We start from the raw sequence: 24,654 nt of genomic DNA, 5'->3' as shown, positions 1-24,654 counted from the left end.
AGGGCCGCGGGCGGCCGTCGTCACAGCAGGGCCGCCCATGATTCAGGGCGATCAACCGGCCACCGTCACAGCGGGGCTGCCGCGACCAGGGTCCTCAGCCGGTCGGAAAGCACGAGGTCAAGCAGCGCGAACAGGAACAGCGCGATGCCGACGAACCCGTTCGCGGTGAAGAACGCCCGGTTGACCTTGGACAGGTCGTTCGGGGTGACCACGACGTGCTGGTAGACGAACGCCACGGCAGTCAGTGCCAGGCCGATCCACCACAGCCGGCCCAGCCCGACGAGGTGGCCGAACCAGACGAACAGCGCGAACGTCACGATGTGGGTGAGCGTCGACAGGACCAGCGCGGCGCGCACGCCGTACCGGGCCGGGGTCGAGTGCACCCCGATCTGCCGGTCGATCTCCGCGTCCTGGCAGGCGTAGATGAGGTCGAAGCCGCCGATCCACAGGCCGACCGCGGCCCCGAGCACCCAGGCCGGTCCCGACCCCACGAAGGTGCCCGTGATCGCCAGCCACGCGCCGACCGGGGCCACGGCCTGCGCCAGCGCCAGCACGTAGTGCGGGAAGTTGGTGAACCGCTTCGCGTACGGGTAGACGATCAGCGGGAGCACCGCCAGCGGCGACAGCAGCAGGCACAGCGGGTTGAGCAGGGCCGCCGAGGCGAACAGCAGAGCCAGGGAGACCGCCGCCCCGGTCCAGGCCGTGCGCAGGCTCACCGCCCCGGTGACCAGTTCCCGGTTCTGCGTACGCGGATTGAGCGCGTCGATCTTGCGGTCGAGGATCCGGTTCGCCGCCATCGCGAAGGTGCGCCCCGACACCATCGCCACCGTGATCAGCAGCAGATCGCGCCAATAGATCCCCGAGCTGCGCACCGAGCCGGGCGGCATGACAGCGATCAGATCCGCCGGGGCCGCCATCACCACGAGCGCGGACAGGTACGCGAACGGCAGCGCGAACACGGAATGCTCGATCGCGACCAGCCGCAGGAAAGACCTGATCCGGCCCGGCTTCTCCGGGGTCTGGGCGACCGCCGTCATATGCCGTACTCCTTCCAGCGCTTGTCGACCAGCGCCACCACCTCCGGGGACATGGTCATCTCGTCCGGCCAGCCGCGGGTGTAGCCCTCGGTCGGCAGCTTACGGGTGGCGTCGATGCCCGCCTTGCCGCCCCAGAACTGCTGGTAGGAGGCGTGGTCGAGATGGTCGACCGGGCCCTGGGTCAGCACCAGGTCGCGGTCGTAGTCGACGTTGCCGAACGCCCGGAACGCCACCTCGTGGTAGTCGTGCACGTCGCAGTCGTCGTCCACCACCACGATCAGCTTGGTCAGCGACATCAGGTGGGCGCCCCAGATCGCGTTCATCACCTTCTGCGCGTGCTTCGGGTAGCGCTTGCGGATCGAGACGATCACGCAGTTGTGGAAGACCCCGGCCGCGGGCATGTCGTAGTCGACGATGTCCGGGATCATCATCCGCAGCAGCGGCAGGAAGATGCGCTCCGTGGCCTTGCCGAGGCCGTGGTCCTCCTGCGGCGGCTTGGACGTGATGATGGAGTGGTAGATCGGGTCCCGCCGCATCGTCATCGCCTCGATGTGCAGCACCGGGAACGGCTCCACCGGGGTGTAGAAGCCGGTGTGGTCGCCGAACGGCCCCTCCGGCAGCCGCTCCCCCGGCTCCAGGTAGCCCTCCAGCACGATCTGCGCGTGCGCGGGCACCTGCAACGGGACCGTCAGGCAGTCGACCATCTCGACCCGCTCGCCGCGCAGGAACCCGGCGAACAGGTACTCGTCGATGTCGCTGGGCAGCGGGGCGCTGGCCGCGTAGCTGACCACCGGGTCGCAGCCGATCGCCACCGCGACCGGCAGCCGCTGCCCGAGCCGCTCCGCGACCGCGTGGTGTGCGGTGGAGTCCTTGTGGATCTGCCAGTGCATGCCCAGCGTGTTGTGCGAGTGCTGCTGGAGCCGGTACAGCCCCAGGTTGCGCTTGCCGGTCTCGGGATGCTTGGTGTGCGTCAGGCCGAAGTTGTGGAAGACGCCGCCGTCGCCGGGCCATACCTGCAGCCCGGGCAGGCGGTTCAGGTCCACCTCGTCGCCTTTGAGCACGACCTCCTGGCAGGGGGCGGTCTTCACCTTCTTCGGCGGGACCGACTTGAGCTGCAGCACCTTGCCCAGGCCCTCGCGGATGCCGGACCAGCCGACCGGCAGCTCCGGCTTGACCAGCGCGCCGATCCGCTCACCGACCTCGTCCAGGGAGTCGACCCCGAGCGCCATCGCGGTGCGCCGTTCCGTGGCGAACAGGTTGATCGCGACCGGCATCTCGCCGCGGGTGGGCCGCTCGAACAGCAGCGCCGGGCCGCCCGCGCGCACCGTCCGGGTGACCACCTCGCTGATTTCCAGCGTCGGGTCGACCGGCACCCCGACCCGCCGCAGCTCACCCGCGCCCTCCAGGGCGGCAAGGAAACTCTGCAGATCCGGGTACGGGAAGCCACGCGCAACCATGGTCACCAGTCTTGCGTACGCCGGGGACGGTCGCCGCCGGGGGCGGGTGGACCGCCCCCGGGGCGTCACCTACCGGCGCCAGTTCGCCAGGCGCTCGGCGGCCTGCCGGGTCAGCGTGGTCGTCTCCGCGGGATCGATCGAGGCGCCCTCCCAGCCCTGGATGTTCAGCACCGTCACCGCGTCCCCGGCCCGCACCACGGCCGTGCGCCACACGTGCTCACCGGCGCCGAACTCGCCGGGCGGCACGTCGACGACAACCTTCCGTTCCACCAGCACCGCTTCGTCACCGAGGCTCGGGGCGGGCAGCAGGCGCGGCCGGATGGTCACGTCGCCCTTCACCTTCTTCGGGCAGCCACGCACCGCGGCCTGAAACTCGCGGATGAAGTCCTGCGCTCCACCACCGCCGTACACGGTGATCGTCTGCATGACGGTGCCATCGGGTGTGTTGTCCGCCGGGGTGTGCGGGCCTTTGTAGTTCGCGAGTACGGTCCGGCGGCTCTGGACGGCCCCGTCACTGGGGAACCTTGCGCCGCACAGCTCTGGCATCTGGTCCTCCGTGTCCACCGTGTAGGGCTCCTCGGCGCGCGTTTCGGCGAGGGTGAGGAACGCCCGGTCCGGCACGTCCGAGCGGACCGGAGTTCCGCTGCTCGGCGGGGTGGTGTCGGGCGGCTTCGTGCCGTTCGTGAGGGACGGTTCCGGGGCGTTCGACGGGGGCGCGGTCACCTGGGTGCTGCCGGCTGGCTGCGGCGGTACCGCGGGTCCACCGGCGGTGAACAACCATCGACCGCCCGTGGCGGTACCGCCGACCACGACCGCCAGGGCGAGTGTCGCCACGACCGCCCGCGACCGGGCCCGGCGGTCCGCGCGGGTCCGCAGTTCTCCGGCGGGCGCCACCGCGACCTGATCCGCGTCGTCAGCGAGCGCGGCGAACCTCTGCTTGAGATCAGACATCGTGCGCCTCCAGAATCTGCCCGTCACGGGCCTCGCTGAGCTGGGCGGCCAGCGCCGCGCGGCCACGGGACAGCCAGGACTTGACCGTGCCTGCCGCGGCCCCGGTCTCGCGGGCGATGTCGTCGACCGACATGTCGAACAGGTAGTGCAGCGCCACCGCCTGCCGGTGCGCCGCCGGGAGCCGCCGCAGGGCCGTGGTGAGCAGCACCGTGTCGACGCTGGGTGGCGCGATGGGTGGTGGTGGCCCGGTGCGTGACAGCACACCGCGCCAGGCGGCCAGGCGGCGCCAGCGGTCGGTGGCCAGCCGGGCCAGCGTCAGCCGGACCCACGCCTCGGGGGCCGGGTGAGCGGCCACCGTGCGCCAGTGCCGCCACGCCTTCGCGTACGCCTCCTGGACCAGGTCCTGGGCCTCGGCGGGGTCGCCGACCACGGCATAGCCGTAGCGCATCAGACGTGTCGACGTCTGACGGTAGAACTCGTCGAAACTGTGGGCATCCCGCATGCGCCGCCCCGCTCCTCCCCGTCGGTGCGGCGGCCCTCCCCGGGGCCGTCGCATACCGTTCACGAACGGGCCACGTTCGTGGTTGCAGCCGACGGCGGAAATTGTTCGCCCGGATCGCGGCAACGGCAGGAATCGGCGGGTGGCCGCGCTCGCCTTACCGGTTCACCCGGCCGGTGATGAGGCTTTCGTCACACCAGCCCTACATGCCGGCGTTGGCGTAGGAGTGCAGGCCCGAGAAGAACAGGTTGACCCCGAACAGGTTCATCAGCATGGTCACGAAGCCCAGCAGGGCGATCCAGGTGGCCGTGGTGCGCTTCACGCTCGGGGTGGCCCGGGCGTGCAGGTAGCAGGCGTACACGACCCACGAGATGAACGCCCACACCTCCTTGGGGTCCCAGCCCCAGTACCGGCCCCACGACGCCTCGGCCCACAACGGGCCGGCGATCAGCGCACCGAACGTGAACAGCGGGAACGCGAACGCGTGCAGCCGGAACGTCAGCCGCTCCAGCGTGGCCGCCGCGGGCACCCGCTTGCCCAGCGTGTACGGAAAGGACCGTTTGCCCTGGTCGTGACCGGTCTTGATGAGGAACATCGCGGCCGGCACCGCGCCGAACAGCAGGATGCCGGAAGCCAGGATGATCGTCGACACGTGGATGACGAACCAGTACGAGTGCAGCGCGGGCACGAGCGGCCCCACTGGGGTGTACGCGATCAGCCCGGCCGCGCCGAGCAGCACCACCAGGGTCAGCGTGACGAAGAGTCCGAGGTGACGGATGCCCGGCTTGCGGCTGAGCACGGCCAGCCATGCGGCCGCCCCGACGAAGGTGACCGACAGGATGAACTCGTACATGTTGCCCCACGGCATCCGGTCCGCCGCGATGCCGCGCGTGACCAGGGTGCCCAGGTGGGCGGCGAGCGCCAGCGCCGTGATCGCCACCGCGATCCGGCCGAACAGCGCCCCGCGATCCCGCGTGCCGGAAGCCCCGGGCCCGGCGGGCGAGACCGGTTCGTGGCCGCCGGGCGAGGCGGACTCCTCCACGGGGCCCTCGCCGACCGGGATCGGGGCGTCGGTGTGGATCTCGCCGTCGGCGGGCGGCGCGTAGGCGGTGACGGGGGCACCCGCCCCCACCAGCTGGCGGGCGGGGCGCGCGGCGGCGCGGCCGATGTGGCTGCGGTTGCCGAACGAGTACTCGGCGGCGTGGCACACCATCGCCGCCAGGTACGCCAGCACCGCGACCACCATGAGCTGATTCGACAACTCGGCCATCACGCCGTCCCTCCGCTCTGGACCGGCCCCGCGGCCGCCTGGGTGAGCTGCTCGAACTCGGCACCGAAGCCGGGATAGTCCGTGCGCGGCAGGCCGCCAGCCTCCACCACGCTACCGTCGGCCGGGCCCGCGTCACCGGGCAGGGGCGAAACCCGGAACCAGACCCGGCGCCGGTGCCCGGCCAGCGACAACATCAGCCCGAGCAGGCCCAGTACGGCGCCCGCCAGCACGAGTGACTGGGTGGGGTCGTAGCGCACCGACAGCGTGATGAACTGCCGGGTGCCGAGGAACTCCAGCTTCGTGCCGTCGTCCAGGGTCCAGCTCTCGCCGGACTTGAGCCGTTGCGGGCGCTCCCCGCCGACCTTCTTCAGCTTGCCCGTGTCGATCTGCGCGCGGTCCAGCGCATACACCGAGCCGGGGATGCCCGCGTCCACCCCGAGATTCCCCCGGTACGCGGTGAGGAACAGCACCGGGTCCCGCTCGGCCGGGAACGCCGAGGCGGCGCCGCCCTGCGGGTCGACCGTGGGCAGGTACACGCCCTCGAAGCCCACCTGCAGATTCTCGTCGCGCTTGTTCGTGCGCGGGTCGACGTTGGCGTCCGGGAACGTGGCGACGCCCTCGCTGGTCAGCATGCCGTCGCGGGGCAGGAACGGGAACACGTTGGTCTGCTGCTGGCCGTACCGGTCGGTGTAGCGCAGCACCGGGGCGTAGCCGTGGCCGATCAGGTGCACGTTGGCGTGGCGCAGCCGCAGCGGGTCGTTGACCGCGAACGAGCGGGTCGACGTGTGGCCGTCCTGCTGGACGGCGACCGTGGCCCGGAACGACTTCGGCTGGCCGGTCGGCTGGTAGCTGGCGGCGAAGCCGGTGAGCCGCATGCAGAAGTCCGGCAGGTCGGCCGCGTCGACCCGGGGCCCCAGCGCCGAGTCGTCGAACTGGGTGACGGAGTTGCAGAACCCGGTGTCGGCGCCCTGCACGAGCAGGCGGCTGCCGTGCCAGCCGTACCACGAGCCGAAGCCCACGCCGACCAGCACGGCCAGCAGGGCGAGGTGGAACAGCAGGTTGCCGGTCTCCTTGAGGTAGCCCTTCTCGGCGGAGACCGTCACCACGCCGTCGGGGTGCTCGCGGACCACCGTACGGAACCGGCGGCGGCGCAGCGTCGCCGCGATCGCGGCGGCCGCCGCGGCCGGTGCGCCCGCCTCCTGCGCGGGCGCGGCGTGCCGCGGCAGCCGGTCCAGGCGGCGGGGTGCGTCCGGCGGCACGGTACGCAGCGCGCGCAGATGCTCCACGAGGCGGGGCACCACGCAGCCGACCAGCGAGGTGAACAGCAGCAGGTAGATGGCGGCGAACCAGGGTGCGGCGTACACGTCGAAGCCGCCCAGCCGGTCCAGGACCGGGGCGAGCTGGGGATGTGCGGCGAAGTACGCCGCGACCTGTCCCCGGTCGACCGGGCGCTGCGGCAGCACCGAGCCGGGCACCGCGGCCACCGCCAGCAGGAACAGCAGCACCAGCGCCGTACGCATGCTGGTGAGCTGCCGCCACGAGTTGCGCAGCAGCACCCACGCCGGGTTGGGCCCCCGCGGTGGCGGCGCGGCGGACGGCGCGGGCCGCTCCTCGACCGCGGTCACCGGGTCGTCCCGGCCGTGCCGCGGCTCACAGCAGCGTCCCCGCGTCGAAGTCGAACGTGGTCTGCAACCAGATCAGGAAGTCGTTCCAGCCGCCGGTGACCAGCACCAGACCCACCGCGATGAGCAGGGCACCACCGATCCGGGTCACCCACTGGCTGTTGCGGCGCACCGCGCCGAACACCCCGAGCAGCCGCCGGAAGAACAGCCCGAACAGCACGAACGGCAGACCCAGCCCGAGGCTGTACGCGAGGGCGAGCACCACCGCCCGGTCCGTCTGCCCGCTCCTGGTCGCCAGCCCGAGCACCGCACCCAGGGTGGGGCCGGTGCACGGCATCCAGGACAGCCCGAACAGCGCACCGAGCACGGGGGCGCCGAGCAGCCCCGCCGCGGGCAGCCGGTGGATGCGCACCTCCCGTTGCAGGCCCGGGACCAGACCGAGGAACGCCAGGCCCAGCACGATGACCACCACCCCGAGCACCATGTCGAGGACCTGCTTGTGTGCCAGCATGGTCAGCCCGATGTTGGCGACCAGCGTGGCCAGCAGCATGAAGACCACGGCGAAGCCGAGCACGAACAGCACCGTGCCGACCAGGACGCGGCCCCGGCCGCTCAGCCGGGAGGGCCGGACCGGAGCCCCGCCGCCCCCGTCGACCGCCACCGCGGCTCCGGCAGTGACGACGCCACCGCCTCCCGCCGCTGCGCCGCCGGCCGCCGCGCGGCCGTCGTCGGCCCCGGAGCCGCTGACCCGCGGGTCCGTGGCGACCGCACCGGAGGTGGCCTTCGGGGTGACGCCCAGGGCCGCGTCCAGGTCGGCACCGGCCAGCCCGGTCACGTACGACAGGTAGCCCGGCATCAGTGGCAGCACGCACGGCGACAGGAAGCTCACCAGGCCGGCGAGGGCGGCGGCGCCGATCGCCAGCAGCATCGGGCCGCCGGCCACCGCTTCGGCGAAGGCCTCGCCCATCAGCCCGTACCCTCCGCCGCGATGCGCTCGACCAGCGGCCGCAGCTCGGCGACCGTGGTGGCCCGGCGCAACGCCGCCGCGATCCGGCCCTGCCGGTCCAGGATCAGGGTCGACGGCGTGCTGACCTGGGTCACGTCGAAGCTCAGCGCCACCTTGCCGTCGGGGTCGTAGATGCTGGAGAAACTCACCCGGCCCCGCTCGAACGCCCGGGCGGCGTCGCGGCCGTCCCGCGAGTTCACCCCGACGAAGGTGACCCCTTTGTCCTTCGTCGCCGTGTACGTCTGCTCCAGGTCGTCGGCCTCGGCCCGGCACGGGCTGCACCACGATCCCCAGAAGTTGACGACCACGACCTTGCCCCGGTCCTGGGAGACGTCGTACGTGCCGCCGTCGAGCAGCTCACCGGTCACCTCGCGGGCCGCGGGCCGCCGCTCGGGGGTGCACTCGATGACGCCCTGCGGGCTGGTCGTGCACTTCTTTTCCCAGCTCTGCTCGCCGCAGCCGGTCAGCGCCGCCGCGGCGAGGGCGGCGGCGGCCAGGACGCTGGCGAACCGGCGCATGTCAGGCGCCCTTGGCGTTCCGGGCGCCCGGGGACATTGCGACCAGGTGGGCGGCGGGCTCGCGGTAGTCGATGCCGACCACCTTGGCCCCCTCGAAGCGGAACGAGGTGATGCTGGCCAGCCCGCACTGGCGGCGCCGGGGGTCGTGCCAGAGGCGCTTGTTCTCCACGTACCGGCGCAGGGTCCAGATCGGCAGCTGGTGCGAGACGCAGACGGCCTCGTGGCCCTCGGCCGCGACCCGGGCGGCCTGCAGCGCCGCGAACATGCGCGCGGCGATCACCATGTACGCCTCGCCCCAGGACGGGGTGACCGGGTTGCGCAGCACCCACCAGTTGCGCGGGTCCCGCAGCGCGCCGTCGCCCACGGAGACCTGCTTGCCCTCGAAGAAGTTGCTGCTCTCGATGAGCCGGGTGTCCTTGGCGATCTCCAGGCCGAACTGGGCGGCGATCGGCTCGGCGGTCTCCTGGGCGCGTTCCAGCGGGCTCGCCACGACGTGCGTGACGTCGCGGTCGGCCAGCGCCTCGGCGTCGGCCTTGGCCATCTGGCGGCCCAGCTCCGAGAGGTGGAAGTCGGGCAGCCGGCCGTACAGGATCTTGGCGGGGTTGTACACCTCGCCGTGCCGCACGACGTGCACGGTCGTCCGCGTCTGGGTCATCGGGTGCCTCCCGCCGCCGCGGCCGCCTGGGCCGCGGGTGGCAGCGCCGCGGCGATCTGCTCCAGCGCCTCGTCGTCCAGCGCGGTGGAGACGAACCACGACTCGTACGCGCTCGGCGGCAGGTAGACCCCGCGGGCCAGCAGCGCGTGGAAGAACGCCCGGAACGCGTCGGCGTCCTGGGTCTTCGCGGCCTCGTAGTCGGCGACCTCGGCGTCGGTGAAGAAGACCGAGAACATGTTGCCCGCGTACGACAGGCGGTGCGGCACGCCCGCCGCGGTCAGCGCGTCGGCGGCGAGGCGGCCCACGGTGTCGGCCAACGCATCGAGGCGCTGGTACGTGGCGGCGTCGGCCAGCCGCAGGGAGGCCAGCCCGGCCGCGCAGGCCAGCGGGTTACCCGAGAGCGTCCCGGCCTGGTAGACCGGACCGGCCGGGGCGAGCCGGGACATGACCTCGGCCCGGCCGCCGAACGCGGCCGCCGGAAGGCCGCCGCCCATCACCTTCCCGTACGTGAAGAGGTCCGCGTCGACCGGGTCGAGGGCGGCCCAGCCGCCCGCGGCGACCCGGAAGCCGGTCATCACCTCGTCGACGATGAGCAGCGCGCCGTGGGCGTGGGCCAGCTCGGCGAGGCGCTGGTTGAAGCCCTTGCGTGGGGCGACGACCCCCATGTTGCCGGGCGCCGCCTCGGTGATCACCGCCGCGATCTCGGCGCCGTCCGCGGCGAACGCCGCTTCGACCGCGGCCTCGTCGTTGTACGGCAGCACGATCGTCTCGCCCGCCGCCGCGCCGGTGACCCCGGGCGAATCGGGCAACCCCAGCGTCGCCACCCCGGAGCCGGCGGCGGCCAGCAGGGCGTCCACATGACCGTGGTAGCAGCCCGCGAACTTGATGATCTTGGACTTCCCGGTGTACCCCCGGGCCAGCCGGATCGCGGTCATCGTGGCCTCGGTGCCCGAGTTGACCAGGCGGACCTGCTCCACCGGGGTCCGCCGGACGATCTCCTCGGCCAGCGCCACCTCCCCGGCCGTCGGCGTACCGAAACTGGTGCCGTGCGCCGCCGCGGCCTGCACCGCGGCCACGATCTCGGGGTGCGCGTGGCCGTGGATCAGCGGGCCCCACGAGCAGACCAGATCCACATATCGCCGGCCGTCCGCGTCGAACAGCCACGGGCCCTGCCCGCGCGCCATGAAGCGGGGCGTGCCGCCGACCGCCCGGAACGCACGCACGGGCGAATTCACCCCGCCCGGCACGATGGCGCGGGCGCGGTCGAACAAAGTCTGGGAGGCCGGGGCGTCGTCCGGGTACGGACGCGCGTCGGCGCGCGTTGAGGTGGTCACAGCGGAACCATTCTGTCAGCGCCCCCCGGCGCCCGTCCGCCCAGCCCCGGAGCGAGGTTGTGCACATCACCGAGCCCCGCCGCGCCGACGGGCTCCGCAAGTGCGGAAACGATAGGCTGGCCCGCGTGGAGCGGCCGGAGCTATCCATCGCGGTGCAGCGCGCCCCCGACGAGGTCGTCTTTCACCTCGCCGGGGAGATCGACGTGCTCACGGTGACCCGGCTGTCGACCATGGTGACCGACGAGCTGGCCGAGCCGCCCGCCCGGATCGTCCTCGACCTGGCCGGAGTGACGTTCTGCGACTCGCAGGGCCTGGGCACCCTGGTCGTGCTCAGCCGCAAGGCCCAGCACGCCCGCGCCGTGCTGTCCCTCGCGAATGTCGGCGACTTCCTGCTGCGCGTCCTCGACATCACCGGGCTGCGCAGCGCCCTCATGATCAGCAGCGCCCAACAGCCCTTGCCTTGACGCCGGTGTGAGGGCCTAGCGTCGTCGGGGACGAAGGGGCTTTCGCGATGCTGATCGGTGAGCTGGCCGAGCGGGCCGGGACGAGTGCCCGCACGCTGCGGTACTACGAGGAGCAGGGCCTGGTCCGCGCGGGCCGGGACCCGCACGGCTACCGACGGTACGAGGAGTCGGAGCTGCGCGTGGTGCGGGAGATCCGCACCCTGCTCGACGCCGGTTTCGCGCTCGACGAGATCCGCCCGTTCGTCGCCTGCCTGCGCGCCGGGAACACCTCGGGGCACGTCTGCCCGGACTCCGTGGCCGTGCTCCGGCGCAAGATCGCCGAGGTGGACGCCTACCTCGGCCGGCTCACGCAGGTACGCGGGCGGCTGCACGAGCAGCTGGCCGAGGCCATCGCACAACGGGAGGAACAGTGTCCGAGGCTTCGCTGACCACGGTCACCGACGCGACGTTCGCCGAACTGGTGCTGCGCGAGACCCGGCCGGTCGTGGTCGACTTCTGGGCGACGTGGTGCCCGCCGTGCCGCCCGCTCGCCCGGACCCTGGCCGAGCTGGCCACCGAGTTCGGCGACCGGATCGTCATCGCCACCATCGACGCCGACGCGAACCCGGAGGCGGTCCGGACGTACCGGGTGCTGTCCATGCCGACGCTGCTGTTCTTCCGGAACGGCGTGGTCACGGGGTCGATCGTCGGCGCCCGCCCGAAGTCGTACCTGCGCAACGCGCTTGAGGACCGCACCGCACCGTACGCGAACCGCTGATCCGCCTCGGCCAAGGCTGACCACCGCGAAGGCGGAACGGCCCGCGCGTGGAGGATTGCGGGGTGGATCGACTCGTCGTGTTTTCCGACCTCGAACTTCATCGCACGTGAGATCGGGTACCGGTTGGCCGGTGGGTACGCCGTCACCACCGACGCCGTGGTCGGCCCCGAGCTGGAGGAACTCGACTACGCGGGCGCCGTGTCGCTGGAACATCTGCGCTCCGACGCGGATCCGTCGGGCTTCTGCCGTGCGGATCGGGAGCTGCTGCAAGGCCGTGGGCTCGCCAACCGCGGGTAGAGCTCTACTGGTGCTGGAACCACACGTTCGGTTCCACGTACGTTCCTCGGTCGTGCTCGTGGTCGACGTGCAGCAGGCTGAGGCCGTCGGGAATGACGTAGTCGCCGCTCTCGGGGAACACCATTCCTGTCCACTGCTGCCATTCGCCGATCGAGCCGGTCATCGTCTGGGACCGCGGCGCCGTGGCGATCATGCGAGCGCCGAGCCGCCAGTGAGTGCGCAGCCACGGGTCCAGCGGAGCGCCGTCATCACGGGTCCACGTCACGAACCGGTCGATCGGGGTCAGTGGGTAGCGGGCCTTGAGTGTGGGACGCACCGGCGCGATGACCCTGTGGTGTCCGCGTTCGTCGGCCACGGACCGCAGCGCGGTGAGCAGCTCACCGGCAACGCCCTGCCCGCGCAGGTCGCCGCGCACCTGGGCTGCCATGATGACCAGCGTGTCCGGCGTTCGACCGGCGTCGTGATCGGCCAGGGTGCGCCGCAACGAGTCCGTGTATCCGGCGGGCAGGTCACCCGGGTCGCCGTTCCAGCACAGCGGTACCGCCCAGCCCATCGCGACGATCTCGTCGGCGGGGTCGAGCAGCACCAGCTCCAGCTCGGCGAACAGCTCCTGTACCCGGCCGATGTACTTCTTGACTTCCTGGTCCGCCGCGATCCAGGCGGGCCAACCGTCGGCGAACAACCGCGCGAGCTGGTCCTCCGGGCGCTCCCGAGCCGGCATGGGTTCGGCAACCAGCTTCATCGTCGGCACCTCCAAGAGCCGGCGCGCACCTAATCTAGTTTGCGGCCTGGTCCAATGGCGAAATGTAGGCGCGGACGAAGAAGTCACGTACGACGGCCCGGTGAAGGTGTCCAGCTGCTGTCACGTCCTCCCCGGCAAGTACAACGTGGAGATGAACGCTCCCGTCGACCACCTCACCGGTACCGGTCAGCTCAAACGGCTGGTCGTAGCTGCGGAGCCGATCGAAGAGGGCGTCATCCTTGTTCATCACCGACACCGTGCACTCCTGAACCGCCCCGATAAGCGAGATAGATCCGTTTCGGACTCCCCGAGCCGCAACAGCGGCTCCGACCGTTTCGACGACTTCCTGATCTTTCTCAACGGTAACGAGGAACAAGATCTCTCCTAGATTGTGAGGGGGTCGACGCCCGCGAGCGCCGAGCCGATGGCGCGGAGATTCTCCCGTGCCGGTTCGGTTTTCAGTGATTCGATGAGTGCGGCGGATACGGTTACCGGATCATCGGTGCGGGTGCGATAGAGCATGACCGTCGAACACCAACGCGCCACAGAGTCATACGGGTTGTTCAACTCCGTGCTCATGGCCACGACGTGTTCGGGGTTTGCGAGACCAGATTGGGACGAGGCGAGATTGTTCGCCTCGCCCCAAGGCAATGCAAGCACCCGTGACAGGACGGCGGTCAGATAAAGCTCACGGACCGTCGCGTTTGTCCGCAGAGCCGCGATGGCTTCGCTATCTACAAGTGGCGAGCCGACCTTTGCGAGGATGCCCGCAGCGTTGACCCGAAGGACGGCCGTGCCCGCACGCGACCACTTAACCAACGCTGCCAGCGAGGGCGTGTCCCGGGCAACGATTGAGGCAATCGCTCGATCGGTCGCATGGGAGGTCTGCGTCTCCAGGAGCAGACCGTTTCGCGTCTTGCCGATTTCGGACGCGATGCTCACGGCTGCGTCACGTGTTGAACCTGCCGAGAACGCCGCCAGGCCCCCAGCGATCAAGAGTTGCCGACGTTTCAATCTGTCCCCCAACACCCGCTCATAGGCCCGGATGACGTCGGGGGTCACCTGCCGCTCGCCGGTCTCCACGTTGCCCAGATAGCCCCGGCTGTAGCCGGTCCGCTTGGCCATACCAGACAGCGAATAGCCCGCCTCTTCGCGGACCTCCCTCATTGTCAGGCCCAAATCGGTCATGCGCTAGTTACATCCTCGATGTGGAGCGGCTTGGAGACACCGCCGAACTTCCCTGGAGAGTGATCGTAGAGGGACGCTGTGTGCCACAGCCAAGCCTAAACACACAGGGGGTGCACCGTGCTACCCGCAATAGCAGTCGCCCTACTCATCGGGTTCTTCTCGGGCCTACTGGGATTCAAGATCAAGTGTCGGTGGTGTCCACAGTGCGGCAGGCCCCTCGGTTGTCCGGAGGGACATGGCCACGCGAAGACCGGGGCCAGAGTCCGATGACGGCGGAACGACCAGCCGTCACCCCGCCTCCGCTACCGAGGCGGGCTCGCGGGGCGTCGCTGCATCCGAGGCTTCGTTCGGTCGGCCGAGCCGCAGTCGTGTACCCGTCCGAGCCGGCATCGCTGGAATACCTGCTCGCGGCGCTGCGGGGGTGGGAACCGGGACGGGCCAACGAGATCGGCTCGTGAACGTTCGAGGCGACCGGTATCACGACGGCTCATGGGACCAAATGCCTAAGCGTCATGAACGGGTGTGGCCGTTGACACCCGGCCAAAGGCTGGGACGGAAAGTCTCGGCACATGCACCGGCGGGGTGTGCTATCGCAGAAACCACGGAGGTTGTTACGTCATGTCTATGGCAGAAGGCGCTGGCGCCGTCTTTCAGCTTGCCGAGAATGGCCTACCGGCGCAAAGCCTCGCCGCGGTAGGTGAAGAAATTGAGGAGGCCATCGGCCGCATCGGCGCGGTTGTCGGCGACACCCAGAACGATTACGTCATGGGCGCCTACCATCAGCTCCGCACCGCGAAGGAGGACATCGAACGCGCTCGCGCGGCGGTTGAGGGCTGCCGGGAGTCGCTTCAGTCGTACGCGAGTTGGGTCCTCGGCGGCGCTTGAGGAGCTGGCGGAGGTACCCCGCCGTCACCAACCCGCATCACCACGCCCCCGGGCGCAGCAGCGACTCCGATTCCGCAAGCCGTGCGCGACGCTGCGGCTCGCCTGCGCCTCCCGCCGAGTGCCTACGTCGCCGGCATCGCGTTGGATCAGGACGGCCATGAGCTACACCCTGAACCCATCGTCAACGGGGCGGGAGGACAGATAGTCGACAATGCTGCGACGCTCGTGCGCAAGAAGGCGCCGTGGTCGCGTACTGGGAACGTCGGTCTGAGCCACGTGGAGGGACACGTCGCGGCGCTCATGCGAGAGCGTTTGGAGCTGAGACGGGTTCGCCTGGTGCTCACCAGAAAGCCATGCGAGGGTGATCTTGGATGCGACGAGCTGCTGCCCGACATGCTTCCCGAAGGATCGATGCTTGAGGTGTACGTACGGGAAGGTGGACAATTGAGGTTCCACGACCGCTACGTTGGCAATGGAAAGGTGGTTCGGCGGCGCGATGACAATTAGAGTCCGCTGGGACAACGGTCAACGGAAGGTAGAGGTCGGCACCACGTCCGAACTCGACGAGGTTCTGGACCGCATCGAGGCCGAGCGAGGACCAACGGGACTGAGCTTCGTCGTTGATATCACCAAAGACCTGAGGTATGACGGACACCGCGTCGGTCTGCACATGAGCGTGGGACACCCAGACAGGGCGCGTGTTTTTTGGATCGGCCCCGGTAATGGTGTCGGCTACGAGCCCGGTGTTTCGGCATGGAATGGGATCCCGATTGAGTTTGACTACGGCCATCTGCCTACCGAGGAAGACCCGGATTGTCTTCGCGTCACTCCGGCGAAGGCTCGCGAAGCAGCCCGGCAGTTCATCGAAACGGGCGAGCGGCCGACGTGTCTCGCGTGGGAGAAGTAGCCACCCGCGCCTGAACCCAGGATGACTGATCGTGGGCGTGAACCATCTGGATTCGACCGCCGCCGGTTACTGGCCCCAGCGGGCCTTTTCCAGGAGGTCCAAGGCGTCGGCGGCGGCGTCCGGGCCGCCCGTGCGCAACACCCGCGCCGCCTCGTCGACCAGCTCGGTAAGCCGGGCCCACTGTGCGTCCCGTTCCCGGGTCGCCTCGGCCTGCGCCTTCAACTGCTGATTCTTCGTCCACAGCTCCACGAAGATGGAGACCTTCGCCCGCAGCACCCACGGGTCGAACGGCTTGGTCAGGTAGTCCACCGCGCCGACCGCGTACCCGCGCAGGGCCAGCTGCGCGTCGCGGTCGGCCGCCGTCAGGAACAGGATCGGTACGTGCCGGGTACGCTCCCGCCGCTTGATGTGGCTGGCCGTCTCGAAACCGTCCATGTTGGGCATCTGGGCATCCAGCAGGATGACCGCGAAGTCGTCCACGAGCAGCTGCTTGAGGGCCGCCTCCCCGCTCTCCACCGCGACGGCCTGCACCGGCAGGCCCTGCAGGATGGCCTCCAGCGCCATCAGGTTGTCGCGACGGTCGTCCACCAGCAGTGCCTTGGCGCGCTCAGCCACGCTCACTCTCCGTCTCGGCGGCGGTCACCCATCGCGCCATCAGTTCGATGAGCTCGTCCAGGTCCACCGGCTTGGTGATGTAGTCGGTGGCGCCCGCGGCGAGGGCCGACTCCCGGTCCCCGGGCATCGCCTTCGCTGTCAGGAAGATTACCGGCAGATCCGCGAAGCGCTGGTTGCGCCGGATGCCGCGGGTGGTCTCGTATCCGTCCTGGTCCGGCATCATCGCATCCATCAGGACGATGTCGACCTCCGGGTGCTCGGCCAGCTGCCGCACGCCGTCGACCCCGTTGTCGGAGTACAGCACGTGCAGCCCGTGCAGCTCCAACGCGCTGGTCAGGGCGAACACGTTGCGCACATCGTCGTCCACGATGAGCACCGTGGCGCCGTCCAGCTGGCGGCTGGCCGGGGAGACCGGATGCGGGTCGGTCTCGGGCATCAGGACGGGCATCTCGAGCAACGGGAGGTCCAGCGGCGGCGGCGCGGGCCGGGTGACCGCGGGCGCGGCGGTCAGGGCCGGGAGCGCCGCCGGCGCGGGAATGCTGGCCGAGACGATCGCGTCCGGGATGTACAGCGTGAACGTGGAGCCCTCCCCGGGCACCGAGGAAACCACGATCGTGCCGCCCAGCAGAGCCGCGAACTCCCGGCTGATGGACAGGCCCAGGCCGGTGCCGCCGTACTTTCTCGTGGTGGTGCCGTCGGCCTGCTGGAACGGCTCGAAGATGAGCGCCAGCTTCTCGTCGGAGATGCCGATGCCGGTGTCGGCGACGGAGAACGCCACCACCTGCCGGGCCGCCAGCAGCGACGCCATGTCGAAGTCCGTGCCCTGCGGGGCCGGGCCGATGGTCAGGGTCACCGCACCGGAGTCGGTGAACTTCACCGCGTTGGACAGCAGGTTACGCAGGATCTGCTGGAGCCGCTGCGGGTCCGTGATCAGCGACGGGGGCAGTTCCGGCGAGACGTCGACGAAGAATTCCAGGCCCTTCTCGTCCGCCTGCGGACGGAACGCCTGGTCCACGTAGCCGCTGAGGTACTCGAAGTCGACCACGTCCGGCTCGACGTTCATCCGGCCCGCCTCGATCTTCGACAGGTCGAGGATGTCGTCGATCAGCGACAGCAGGTCCGAGCCCGCGCTGTAGATGGTCCGGGCGAACTCGATCTGCTTCTCGGACAGGTTCTGCTCCGGGTTGTCCGCCAGCAGCCGGGCCAGCAGCAGCAGCGAGTTCAGCGGCGTACGCAGCTCGTGGCTCATGTTGGCCAGGAACTCCGACTTGTACGCCGAGGCCCGCGACAGCTGCTGCGCCTTCTCCTCCAGGCCGCGCCGGGCCAGCTCGATCTCCCGGTTCTTCGTCTCGATGTTGCCCTTCTGCTCGCTGAGCAGCTGCGCCTTGTCCTCGAGCTCGGCGTTCGTCCGCTGCAACTCCGCGGACTGTTCCTGGAGCTCGCGGGCCAGCCGCTGGGACTGGGCGAGCAGTTCCTCGGTACGCCGGTTCGCCTGGATCGTGTTCAGCGCGATGCCGATCGTGGCGACCAGCCGTTCCAGGAACGTCAGGTGCAGCCCGGAGAACGCCGCCACCGAGGCGAACTCGATGACCCCGAGCATCTCGCCCTCGAACAGCACCGGCAGCACGACCAGGTCGTTGGGCGGCATGGACAGCAGGCCGGAGCGCATGGTCAGGGCGCCGTCATGGGTGGCCCGCACCCGCACCGCGCGCCGGGACACCGCGGCCTGACCGACCAGACCCTCGCCGGGGCCGAACGTCACCTCGTGATCGCGGGCCACATATCCGTACGCGGCGGCCAGCCGCAGCCGCATCACCGCCTCCTCCTCGTCGACGAGGAAGAACGCGCCGAGTTGCGCGTCCACCAGCGGCGTCACCTCGGTCATGATCATGCGGCAGACCTCGCCGGGGTCCCGCTGGCCCTGCAGCAGGCCGCCGATGCGGGCCAGGTTGGAGTCCAGCCAGCCCTGCTCCGCGTTCGCCTTGGTGGTCTCGCGCAGCGTCACGATCATCTGGTTGATGTTGTCCTTCAGCTCCGCGACCTCGCCCTGCGCCTCGACCGCGATGCTCTGGGTCAGGTCGCCGCGGGTCACGGACGTGGATACCTCGGCGATGGCGCGCAGCTGGGTGGTCAGCGTCGAGGCGAGCTGGTTGACGTTGTCCGTGAGGTCGCGCCACGTACCCGAAACGCCCTTGACCTGGGCCTGGCCGCCCAGCTTGCCCTCGATGCCGACCTCGCGGGCCACCCGGGTGACCTCACCGGCGAACGACGAGAGCTGGTCGACCATCGTGTTCACCGTGGACTTGAGCTCCAGGATCTCGCCGCGGGCGTCGACCGTGATCTTCTGGGACAGGTCACCCTTCGCCACCGCCGTGGTCACCGACGCGATGTTGCGGACCTGGGCGGTCAGGTTCGACGCCATGTAGTTGACGTTGTCGGTCAGGTCGCGCCACGTACCGGCGACGCCGGACACCTGGGCCTGGCCGCCCAGCTTGCCCTCGGAGCCGACCTCGCGGGCCACCCGGGTCACCTCGTCGGCGAACGACGACAGCTGGTCCACCATCGTGTTGACCGTCGACTTCAGCTCCAGGATCTCGCCCTGCGCGTCGACCGTGATCTTCTGCGACAGGTCGCCCTTCGCCACGGCCGTGGTCACCGACGCGATGTTGCGGACCTGAGCGGTCAGGTTCGACGCCATCGAGTTCACGTTGTCCGTCAGGTCGCGCCACGTACCCGCGACGCCACGCACCTGGGCCTGGCCGCCCAGCTTGCCCTCCGTGCCCACCTCGCGGGCCACCCGGGTCACCTCGTCCGCGAACGACGACAACTGGTCCACCATCGTGTTCACGGTCGACTTCAGGGCGAGGATCTCGCCGCGGGCATCAACCGTGATCTTCTGGGACAGGTCGCCCTTCGCGACCGCGGTGGAGACCTGGGCGATGTTGCGGACCTGGTCGGTGAGGTTCGACGCCATCGAGTTCACGTTGTCCGTAAGGTCGCGCCACGTACCCGCGACGCCACGCACCTGGGCCTGGCCGCCCAGCTTGCCCTCCGTGCCCACCTCGCGGGCCACCCGGGTCACCTCGTCCGCGAAGCTCGACAGCTGGTCCACCATCGTGTTGACGGTGTTCTTCAGCTCGGCGATCTCGCCGCGGGCGTCCACAGTGATCTTCTGGGAGAGGTCGCCGCGGGCCACGGCGGTGGAGACCTGGGAGATGTTGCGGACCTGGTCGGTGAGGTTCGCGGCGAGCTGGTTGACGTTCTCGGTGAGGTCGCGCCACGTGCCGGAGACGCCGCGCACCTGGGCCTGACCGCCCAGCCGACCCTCGGTGCCCACCTCGCGGGCCACCCGGGTCACCTCGTCGGCGAAGCCCGACAGCTGGTCCACCATCGTGTTCACGGTGTCCTTCAGCTCCAGGATCTCGCCCTGGGCCGCCACGGTGATCTTCTGCGACAGGTCGCCCTTGGCCACCGCCGTGGAGACCTGGGCGATGTTACGGACCTGGGCGGTCAGGTTCGACGCCATCGAGTTCACCGAGTCGGTGAGGTCCTTCCAGGTGCCGGCCACGTTCGGCACCTCGGCCTGACCGCCCAGCTTGCCTTCCGTGCCCACCTCGCGGGCCACGCGGGTGACCTGCTCGGCGAACAGGCGCAGGGTGTCGGTGAGGGCGTTCATCGTGTCGGACAGCTCGGCCACCTCGCCACGGGCCGACACGGTGATCCGCTGCGACAGGTCGCCGCGGGCCATCGCGGTCGCCACCTGAGAGATCGACCGGACCTGGTGGGTGAGGTTCGACGCCATCGTGTTGACGGAGTCGGTCAGGTCCTTCCAGGTGCCCGCGACGCCGCGCACGTCGGCCTGGCCACCCAGCTCACCCTCGGTGCCCACCTCGCGGGCCACCCGGGTCACCTCGTCGGCGAACGACGACAGCTGGTCCACCATCGTGTTCACCGTGCGGCCGATGCGCAGGAACTCACCCCGCAGGGGTCGGCCGTCCATCTCGAGTGCCATGTGCTGCGAGAGGTCGCCGTCGGCCACGGCGACGATGACCCGGGAGATCTCGGTGGTGGGGCGGGCCAGGTCGTCGATGAGCGAGTTCACCGAACGCACCGTGTCCGCCCACGCTCCGTCGAGCCCCTCCTCGTCGAGGCGTTCGGTCAGCCGCCCGTCCCGGCCCACGATGCGGCCGATCCGGCGTACGTCCATGTTCTGCCGCTCCTGCAGCGACACGACCTCGTTGAACGCGTCCGCGACCTCGCCGGCCGTGCCGGAACGGCGGGGCAGGCGAACCTTCAGGTCGCCGCGCCGAACCCGCCGTAACGCCTCCGCCAGTTCGCCGAGCAGGGCGGTCTCGTCTGGCGTGCCGGTACTGAGCTGCTTGGCCACTGTCATGCTGTCCTCACTGACGGTGTCCTCCGGGGTGGGCTCCCTATCTTCCCTCGCCCGGCCCGGCCATTGCGAGGGACGCCTTTGTGCACACGCCGGTGTGCAGGAGAGGATGCATGCGTGTCAGTGGAGGCCGACCGCGTCGCGACCCCGGTCGAGGGTTCGTTCACCCGCCGCGTCCGGCTCCCCAACGACCGGCGCACGCCCGCCGCGGCCCGCGCGCTGGTCCGTTCCGTGCTGGCCGAGGCGGGCCTCGACGCCCTGCTCAACGAGGCTCTGCTGCTGACCACGGAGCTGTCCACCAACGCGGTGGTGCATGCCAACACCGACCTCGACATCGAGGTGGTCGCCGACCCGGACGGGCTCACCGTCATCGTGACGGACTTCGCACCCGGACCGGTCGAACAGTTGGCCGTCGGGCCGCGCAACGAACGCACCGACATCGGCGAGGTCGCCGAACGCGGCCGGGGGCTGCTGCTGGTCGACCATTTCGCCACCCGGTGGGGCACGGTGCACCAGCCCAGCGGTAAGGGGGTCTGGTTCCGCCTGGAACGCCTCGAGGGCACGACTCCGACACCGGCCCCGGCGCCCGAGGACGGGGCTCCCGGGATCGGCGCGCTCACCGCCCTGCTGCAGACCGACCCGGAACGGCACACCGACGACGGGATCGCCGATTTCGGCACGGATCTGCTGGCCCGCCTGGCCCAGCTCACCGGCGCCTCCGGCGCTGTGCTGCGGCTCGACCGCGGCGACGGGCGCGGCCGCCACGCCATCGCCCGGTACGGCCGGGCGCCGCGCGACGACGCGGCCACGATCCGGCTGCCGCTGACCGTGCCCCGCCCGTACGTGGGGGAGCTGGAGCTGGACGCCTCCCCGGCCGGGTACGCGCTGCCGCTGGCCCGCATCGTCGCGGAGCGCTTCTCGCTGCACCTGGAGAACGACCGGCTGCGCCGCGCCGACCTACGCCGCCAGACCTGGCTGACGTTCCTGGCCGAGGCCAGCGAGCTGCTCGCCCAGTCCCTCGACGTCAACCTCACGATGGCGCTGATCCCGCAGCTCGTGGTGCCCCGGCTGGGGCTGTGGTGCGCGGTGCACACCACGGACGCGTGGGGGCGCCTGCAACTGGCGGCGGCCACCCATGCCGACGAGGCGGCGTTGCCCGCGCTGCACGCCACCCTCGCCGAGGAGGGGCCGGACGGGGTGCTGGCCCGGCTGGAGGAGGCGTCCAAGCTCGGTACGCAGGTCATGTTCGGCACGCCTACGGAAGGGTTCGTGGTGCCCTTGGTGGCGCGCGGGCAGCGGCTCGGCACCCTCGCGGTGGGGCGGCACCCGCGGCACCGGCACGACGCCGACGAGGTCGCCGTGCTGGAGGACGTGGCCCGCCGGGCGGCGCTGGCCATCGACAACGCGCGGATCCACGACGAGCGGCGGACGGTCGCCCGCACCCTGCAGGCGTCGCTGCTGCCGCCGGTGCTGCCGGAGGTGGCCGGGGTCGGTTTCGCCGCCGAGTACGTGCCCGCGGGTTCCGAGGTCGGCGGCGACTTCTACGACGTGGTGCCCACCGGCCCGGACAGCTGGGTGGTGGTGGTCGGTGACGTCTCCGGCAAGGGGGTGCAGGCCGCCACGGTCACCGGGCTGGTCCGCGACGTCATCCGGATCCTGGTCGACGACGGTAAGCCCATGGCCGAGATCCTGGCCCGGGTCAACCGCACCCTCGTGCAGCGCGGCGGCGGCCGGTACTGCACCCTCGCGCTGGCCGCGATCGACCGGGAACACGACGCCACCCTGCGGGTGAGCCTGCACCTCGCCGGGCACGACCGGGCGGTGCTGGTCCGCGCGGACGGCCGGACCGCGTTCGTCGGGGCGGGCGGCACGGCCCTCGGGCTGCTGGAGACGATCGCCACCCCGGCCGCCGCGGTGCGCCTGCGGGCCGGTGACTCGCTCATCTTCTACACCGACGGGGTGACCGAACGCCGCCGCGGCCGGGAGCTGTTCGGCACGGCGCGGCTGCGCGAGGCGGCGCGTCCGCTGGCCGGATACCCCGCCAAGGTCATGGCGGCGCGGCTCCGCTCCACCACGATCAACTTCTCGGTGGAGGAGCCGCGCGACGACATCGCCATCCTGGTGCTGCGCAACGACGCCTGAATCGTCGGACCCGGGTGGCAGCATCGTGCCGTGGCCACAACGCAGTACTACACGGCGACCACCATCGACGGCTTCATCGCGGACCCGGACAACTCACTCGACTGGCTGTTCGAGGTGTCTGGCGACGAGGGGGACAACCCGTTCGCGGACTTCTTCGCCGGGGTGGGCGCGTTCGCGATGGGCGCGACGACCTACGAGTGGGTGCTGGCGCACGAGAAGCTGCTCGATCAGCCGCAGAAGTGGGCCGAATACTACGGCGACGTGCCTTCCTGGGTGTTCACCCACCGCGACCTGCCGCCGATTCCCGGGGCGGACGTCACGTTCGTCCAGGGTGACGTGCGCCCGGTGCACGCGGCGATGACCGCGGCGGCCGCGGGCCGCAACGTGTGGGTGGTGGGCGGGGGAGAGCTGGCCGGCGCGTTCGCGGACGCCGGACTGCTCGACGAGATCATTCTGGGGGTGGCGCCGGTGACGCTGGGCGCGGGCGCTCCCGTGCTGCCACGCCGCCTCTCATCGCGCCGCCTGTCCCTCACGGAAGCGCGGCGCCGCGGCCAGTTCGCCTACCTGACGTATGCGGTGGGCCCGCCGGGCTGAGCCCGGCGCCCAGCGACCGGGTCGAAGAGGTCGTGCCAGCGGCCGGTCAGAAGAGGTCGTGGTGGTCGGCCACGTCGATCACCCGGGCGGTCGGCGGGGGCGCGGAGATCACCACGGCGCGTCCGCCGCGGGCCAGCAGGACCCCGCGGACCGCGTCGAGGATCGCCTCCACCCGGTCGGGTGGGGTGCTGCCGGGCAGCACCGCGTGGACCGTGCCGAGGCCCGCGGAGCCGCGGATCGGCACCACCGCACCGGCGGCGTCCCGCAGCGCGTAGACGGCGGCATGCAGGTCGGCGATCGGCACCGCGATGCGCAGCGCCACGTCGTCGTGGCCGAACGGGTACCGGCCCCACCAGCGGGGTGCGACCGGCGAGATCGTGACCCGGTCGCCGATCGCCGCCGCCAGCCGGTCGGCACGCTCGGCGACGCTCGTCGGTGCGCCCTCCAGCAGGACCGCGAGGGAGCCCGGCGGCTGCTCCGTGGTGCGCGGGACCGAACGCGGCAGGTCGACCTCGATGGCGCTCGGGTCGACCAGCTGGGCGAGGGTCTCCTCCACGAGGTTGTGCACCTGCAGCGGCGTGGACACCGCCACGGACACCCAGCGCCGGGCCGCGGGTAGCGGCTCCAGCCGGAGGTTGGCGGAGACGATCACACCGTCGACCGCCACGCCGCCGGGGCGGGTGCCGGCGCGGCCGTCCGAGCTGCCGGGCTCACCGGCCCGGTCGACGTAGCTGACGTGGCGGACCTGGTCGGCCGCGGTGCCGTACCGGTGGCGCAGCGGGCCGGACTCGTTGACCGCCAGCATCCCGCCGATGGTCGCGCCCGCCGAGGGCGGGTCGACCGCGAGGCGCTGGCCATGCCGCGCGAGCGCGGCCTGTACCGCGTGCACCGGGGTGCCCGCGCCGACCTCCGCGGTGCCCGCGGAAGGGTCGTGGTGCCACACCCCGGCCAGGCGGCCGGTGTCGAGCAGCACGTCGACGCCGGTTGGCGGCGTGCCCCAGTCGAGCTTGGTGCCCGCGCCGCGGGGCCGCACGGCGAGACCGCGGGTGGCGGCGAGACGCAGGGCGTCGGCGAGAGCGGTGGCGGTGGCGGGCCCCGCGACGAAGCGCGCCGCGCGGCCCGCCACGGTGTCGGCCGGACCGGCGAGGCGGGCGAAGGCCGGGCCGCAGATATCGATCAGGGCCCGCAGCACGGGCGGCAGGGCGGAGGTCATGCGCGGCCTGGCGGGGCGGCGGCGACGAACATCGGAACTCCCCGGGGCGTGATTCGGAGATCGGATGCGGAACGAAGCGCGGAGACGGGTGTCGATACGGAGACGTGAATC

General features: G+C 70.9%; 24 protein-coding genes and 1 pseudogene. 9 read left to right on the top strand and 16 right to left on the bottom strand.

Annotation, left to right across the window (positions count from 1 at the left end):
* Window positions 1–116: 116 nt before the first annotated feature.
* From mqnP to hemL, 10 genes and pseudogenes are all read right to left on the bottom strand, one after another.
* Window positions 117–1,037 (bottom strand): annotated as a pseudogene (gene mqnP / locus ACMCNO_RS03160) (menaquinone biosynthesis prenyltransferase MqnP); the annotation flags it as partial.
* Window positions 1,034–2,494: a menaquinone biosynthesis decarboxylase gene (locus ACMCNO_RS03155; protein ID WP_412753592.1), complete on the bottom strand. Its 1,461-nt coding sequence runs from the start codon at window positions 2,492–2,494 to the stop codon at window positions 1,034–1,036. The gene ACMCNO_RS03155 and the pseudogene mqnP, both read right to left, overlap by 4 nt.
* 69 nt (window positions 2,495–2,563) lie before the next feature.
* Window positions 2,564–3,445: a hypothetical protein gene (locus tag ACMCNO_RS03150; protein WP_412747915.1), complete on the bottom strand. Its 882-nt coding sequence runs from the start codon at window positions 3,443–3,445 to the stop codon at window positions 2,564–2,566.
* Window positions 3,438–3,947 carry an RNA polymerase sigma factor gene (locus tag ACMCNO_RS03145; RefSeq protein ID WP_412747914.1) on the bottom strand — a complete coding sequence of 170 codons (510 nt, stop codon included), beginning with the start codon at window positions 3,945–3,947 and terminating at the stop codon, window positions 3,438–3,440. Before ACMCNO_RS03145 ends, ACMCNO_RS03150 begins: the two co-directional genes overlap by 8 nt.
* Before the next feature lie 199 nt (window positions 3,948–4,146).
* Window positions 4,147–5,214 carry a c-type cytochrome biogenesis protein CcsB gene (gene ccsB / locus ACMCNO_RS03140; RefSeq protein ID WP_412747913.1) on the bottom strand — a complete coding sequence of 356 codons (1,068 nt, stop codon included), beginning with the start codon at window positions 5,212–5,214 and terminating at the stop codon, window positions 4,147–4,149.
* Window positions 5,214–6,839: a cytochrome c biogenesis protein ResB gene (locus ACMCNO_RS03135; RefSeq protein WP_412747912.1), complete on the bottom strand. Its 1,626-nt coding sequence runs from the start codon at window positions 6,837–6,839 to the stop codon at window positions 5,214–5,216. Before ACMCNO_RS03135 ends, ccsB begins: the two co-directional genes overlap by 1 nt.
* 25 nt (window positions 6,840–6,864) lie before the next feature.
* Window positions 6,865–7,803, bottom strand: coding sequence for a cytochrome c biogenesis CcdA family protein (locus ACMCNO_RS03130; protein ID WP_412747911.1), 939 nt, complete (start codon window positions 7,801–7,803; stop codon window positions 6,865–6,867).
* Window positions 7,803–8,360 (bottom strand): TlpA family protein disulfide reductase, encoded by a 558-nt coding sequence (locus ACMCNO_RS03125; RefSeq protein WP_412747910.1) that lies wholly within the window; start codon window positions 8,358–8,360, stop codon window positions 7,803–7,805. The genes ACMCNO_RS03130 and ACMCNO_RS03125 overlap by 1 nt, the downstream gene beginning before the upstream one ends.
* A gap of 1 nt (window position 8,361) precedes the next feature.
* Window positions 8,362–9,015 carry a histidine phosphatase family protein gene (locus tag ACMCNO_RS03120; protein ID WP_412747909.1) on the bottom strand — a complete coding sequence of 218 codons (654 nt, stop codon included), beginning with the start codon at window positions 9,013–9,015 and terminating at the stop codon, window positions 8,362–8,364.
* On the bottom strand, window positions 9,012–10,349 hold the full coding sequence (hemL, locus tag ACMCNO_RS03115; protein WP_412747908.1) for a glutamate-1-semialdehyde 2,1-aminomutase: 1,338 nt from the start codon (window positions 10,347–10,349) through the stop codon (window positions 9,012–9,014). Before hemL ends, ACMCNO_RS03120 begins: the two co-directional genes overlap by 4 nt.
* Window positions 10,350–10,474: 125 nt before the next feature.
* Here hemL and ACMCNO_RS03110 point away from each other — a divergent pair, with 125 nt between their 5' ends.
* The 4 genes from ACMCNO_RS03110 (at window position 10,475) to ACMCNO_RS03095 (ending at window position 11,867) form a co-directional block, all read left to right on the top strand.
* The gene (locus ACMCNO_RS03110; RefSeq protein ID WP_412747907.1) at window positions 10,475–10,813 is read left to right on the top strand and encodes an STAS domain-containing protein; all 339 of its coding nucleotides are present in this window, start codon (window positions 10,475–10,477) and stop codon (window positions 10,811–10,813) included.
* A gap of 47 nt (window positions 10,814–10,860) precedes the next feature.
* On the top strand, window positions 10,861–11,241 hold the full coding sequence (locus ACMCNO_RS03105) for a MerR family transcriptional regulator (RefSeq protein WP_412747906.1): 381 nt from the start codon (window positions 10,861–10,863) through the stop codon (window positions 11,239–11,241).
* Window positions 11,223–11,570 carry a thioredoxin family protein gene (locus tag ACMCNO_RS03100; protein WP_412747905.1) on the top strand — a complete coding sequence of 116 codons (348 nt, stop codon included), beginning with the start codon at window positions 11,223–11,225 and terminating at the stop codon, window positions 11,568–11,570. Before ACMCNO_RS03105 ends, ACMCNO_RS03100 begins: the two co-directional genes overlap by 19 nt.
* A gap of 123 nt (window positions 11,571–11,693) precedes the next feature.
* Window positions 11,694–11,867 carry a hypothetical protein gene (locus ACMCNO_RS03095; RefSeq protein ID WP_412747904.1) on the top strand — a complete coding sequence of 58 codons (174 nt, stop codon included), beginning with the start codon at window positions 11,694–11,696 and terminating at the stop codon, window positions 11,865–11,867.
* Between the two features lie 4 nt (window positions 11,868–11,871).
* On the opposite strand, the gene ACMCNO_RS03090 is transcribed toward ACMCNO_RS03095, so the two are convergent.
* Genes ACMCNO_RS03090 through ACMCNO_RS03080 form a run of 3 tightly spaced genes read right to left on the bottom strand, consistent with a single transcriptional unit; the run spans window position 11,872 to window position 13,797 of the window.
* Entirely contained in the window at window positions 11,872–12,609 is a 738-nt protein-coding gene (locus ACMCNO_RS03090) for a hypothetical protein (RefSeq protein ID WP_412747903.1), read from the bottom strand.
* Window positions 12,610–12,643: 34 nt separating this feature from the next.
* Complete coding sequence (locus ACMCNO_RS03085; RefSeq protein ID WP_412747902.1) at window positions 12,644–12,985, bottom strand: PCC domain-containing protein; 342 nt, start codon at window positions 12,983–12,985, stop codon at window positions 12,644–12,646.
* A gap of 8 nt (window positions 12,986–12,993) precedes the next feature.
* Window positions 12,994–13,797 carry a helix-turn-helix domain-containing protein gene (locus ACMCNO_RS03080; protein ID WP_412747901.1) on the bottom strand — a complete coding sequence of 268 codons (804 nt, stop codon included), beginning with the start codon at window positions 13,795–13,797 and terminating at the stop codon, window positions 12,994–12,996.
* Window positions 13,798–14,415: 618 nt separating this feature from the next.
* Between ACMCNO_RS03080 and ACMCNO_RS03075 the strand changes: the two genes are divergently transcribed.
* From ACMCNO_RS03075 to ACMCNO_RS03065, 3 genes are all read left to right on the top strand, one after another.
* On the top strand, window positions 14,416–14,682 hold the full coding sequence (locus ACMCNO_RS03075; protein ID WP_412747900.1) for a hypothetical protein: 267 nt from the start codon (window positions 14,416–14,418) through the stop codon (window positions 14,680–14,682).
* Window positions 14,683–14,763: 81 nt separating this feature from the next.
* Entirely contained in the window at window positions 14,764–15,189 is a 426-nt protein-coding gene (locus ACMCNO_RS03070; protein WP_412747899.1) for a DddA-like double-stranded DNA deaminase toxin, read from the top strand.
* The gene (locus ACMCNO_RS03065) at window positions 15,155–15,589 is read left to right on the top strand and encodes an Imm1 family immunity protein (protein ID WP_412747898.1); all 435 of its coding nucleotides are present in this window, start codon (window positions 15,155–15,157) and stop codon (window positions 15,587–15,589) included. The genes ACMCNO_RS03070 and ACMCNO_RS03065 overlap by 35 nt, the downstream gene beginning before the upstream one ends.
* Window positions 15,590–15,655: 66 nt before the next feature.
* Here ACMCNO_RS03065 and ACMCNO_RS03060 read toward each other — a convergent pair whose 3' ends face one another.
* Both ACMCNO_RS03060 and ACMCNO_RS03055 read right to left on the bottom strand, forming a co-directional pair.
* Window positions 15,656–16,204 (bottom strand): two-component system response regulator, encoded by a 549-nt coding sequence (locus tag ACMCNO_RS03060; RefSeq protein WP_412747897.1) that lies wholly within the window; start codon window positions 16,202–16,204, stop codon window positions 15,656–15,658.
* Window positions 16,197–20,597, bottom strand: a complete 4,401-nt coding sequence (locus ACMCNO_RS03055; RefSeq protein WP_412747896.1) for a HAMP domain-containing protein — start codon at window positions 20,595–20,597, stop codon at window positions 16,197–16,199. The genes ACMCNO_RS03060 and ACMCNO_RS03055 overlap by 8 nt, the downstream gene beginning before the upstream one ends.
* Window positions 20,598–20,711: 114 nt before the next feature.
* On the opposite strand from ACMCNO_RS03055, the gene ACMCNO_RS03050 reads away from it, so the two are divergent.
* Window positions 20,712–22,736 carry a SpoIIE family protein phosphatase gene (locus ACMCNO_RS03050; protein ID WP_412747895.1) on the top strand — a complete coding sequence of 675 codons (2,025 nt, stop codon included), beginning with the start codon at window positions 20,712–20,714 and terminating at the stop codon, window positions 22,734–22,736.
* A 30-nt stretch (window positions 22,737–22,766) separates the two neighbouring features.
* Window positions 22,767–23,330, top strand: coding sequence for a dihydrofolate reductase family protein (locus tag ACMCNO_RS03045; RefSeq protein WP_412747894.1), 564 nt, complete (start codon window positions 22,767–22,769; stop codon window positions 23,328–23,330).
* A 46-nt stretch (window positions 23,331–23,376) separates the two neighbouring features.
* Here the strand turns inward: ACMCNO_RS03045 and ACMCNO_RS03040 are convergent, their stop codons facing one another.
* A complete protein-coding gene (locus ACMCNO_RS03040) occupies window positions 23,377–24,543 on the bottom strand; it encodes an FAD-binding oxidoreductase (protein ID WP_412747893.1) in 1,167 nt (388 codons plus the stop codon).
* Between the last annotated feature and the right edge of the window lie 111 nt (window positions 24,544–24,654).

Origin of the sequence: Krasilnikovia sp. M28-CT-15 (assembly GCF_047159595.1) — a bacterium.
Lineage (GTDB): Bacteria > Actinomycetota > Actinomycetes > Mycobacteriales > Micromonosporaceae > Actinoplanes.
Note: the sequence above shows the minus strand (reverse complement) of the source record. Positions and strands in the feature narration are given on the sequence as shown.

Bases quoted from the DNA above. Each gene is read 5' to 3' on its own strand.
- ACMCNO_RS03090 (WP_412747903.1), bottom strand. From the start codon at position 12,609: ATGAAGCTGGTTGCCGAACCCATGCCGGCTCGGGAGCGCCCGGAGGAC.
- ACMCNO_RS03065 (WP_412747898.1), top strand. From the start codon at position 15,155: ATGGAAAGGTGGTTCGGCGGCGCGATGACAATTAGAGTCCGCTGGGAC.
- ACMCNO_RS03120 (WP_412747909.1), bottom strand. From the start codon at position 9,015: ATGACCCAGACGCGGACGACCGTGCACGTCGTGCGGCACGGCGAGGTG.
- ACMCNO_RS03080 (WP_412747901.1), bottom strand. From the start codon at position 13,797: ATGACCGATTTGGGCCTGACAATGAGGGAGGTCCGCGAAGAGGCGGGC.
- ACMCNO_RS03130 (WP_412747911.1), bottom strand. From the start codon at position 7,803: ATGGGCGAGGCCTTCGCCGAAGCGGTGGCCGGCGGCCCGATGCTGCTG.
- ACMCNO_RS03155 (WP_412753592.1), bottom strand. From the start codon at position 2,494: ATGGTTGCGCGTGGCTTCCCGTACCCGGATCTGCAGAGTTTCCTTGCC.
- ACMCNO_RS03125 (WP_412747910.1), bottom strand. From the start codon at position 8,360: ATGCGCCGGTTCGCCAGCGTCCTGGCCGCCGCCGCCCTCGCCGCGGCG.
- ccsB (WP_412747913.1), bottom strand. From the start codon at position 5,214: ATGGCCGAGTTGTCGAATCAGCTCATGGTGGTCGCGGTGCTGGCGTAC.
- ACMCNO_RS03150 (WP_412747915.1), bottom strand. From the start codon at position 3,445: ATGTCTGATCTCAAGCAGAGGTTCGCCGCGCTCGCTGACGACGCGGAT.
- ACMCNO_RS03075 (WP_412747900.1), top strand. From the start codon at position 14,416: ATGTCTATGGCAGAAGGCGCTGGCGCCGTCTTTCAGCTTGCCGAGAAT.
- ACMCNO_RS03145 (WP_412747914.1), bottom strand. From the start codon at position 3,947: ATGCGGGATGCCCACAGTTTCGACGAGTTCTACCGTCAGACGTCGACA.
- ACMCNO_RS03105 (WP_412747906.1), top strand. From the start codon at position 10,861: ATGCTGATCGGTGAGCTGGCCGAGCGGGCCGGGACGAGTGCCCGCACG.
- ACMCNO_RS03040 (WP_412747893.1), bottom strand. From the start codon at position 24,543: ATGACCTCCGCCCTGCCGCCCGTGCTGCGGGCCCTGATCGATATCTGC.
- ACMCNO_RS03055 (WP_412747896.1), bottom strand. From the start codon at position 20,597: ATGACAGTGGCCAAGCAGCTCAGTACCGGCACGCCAGACGAGACCGCC.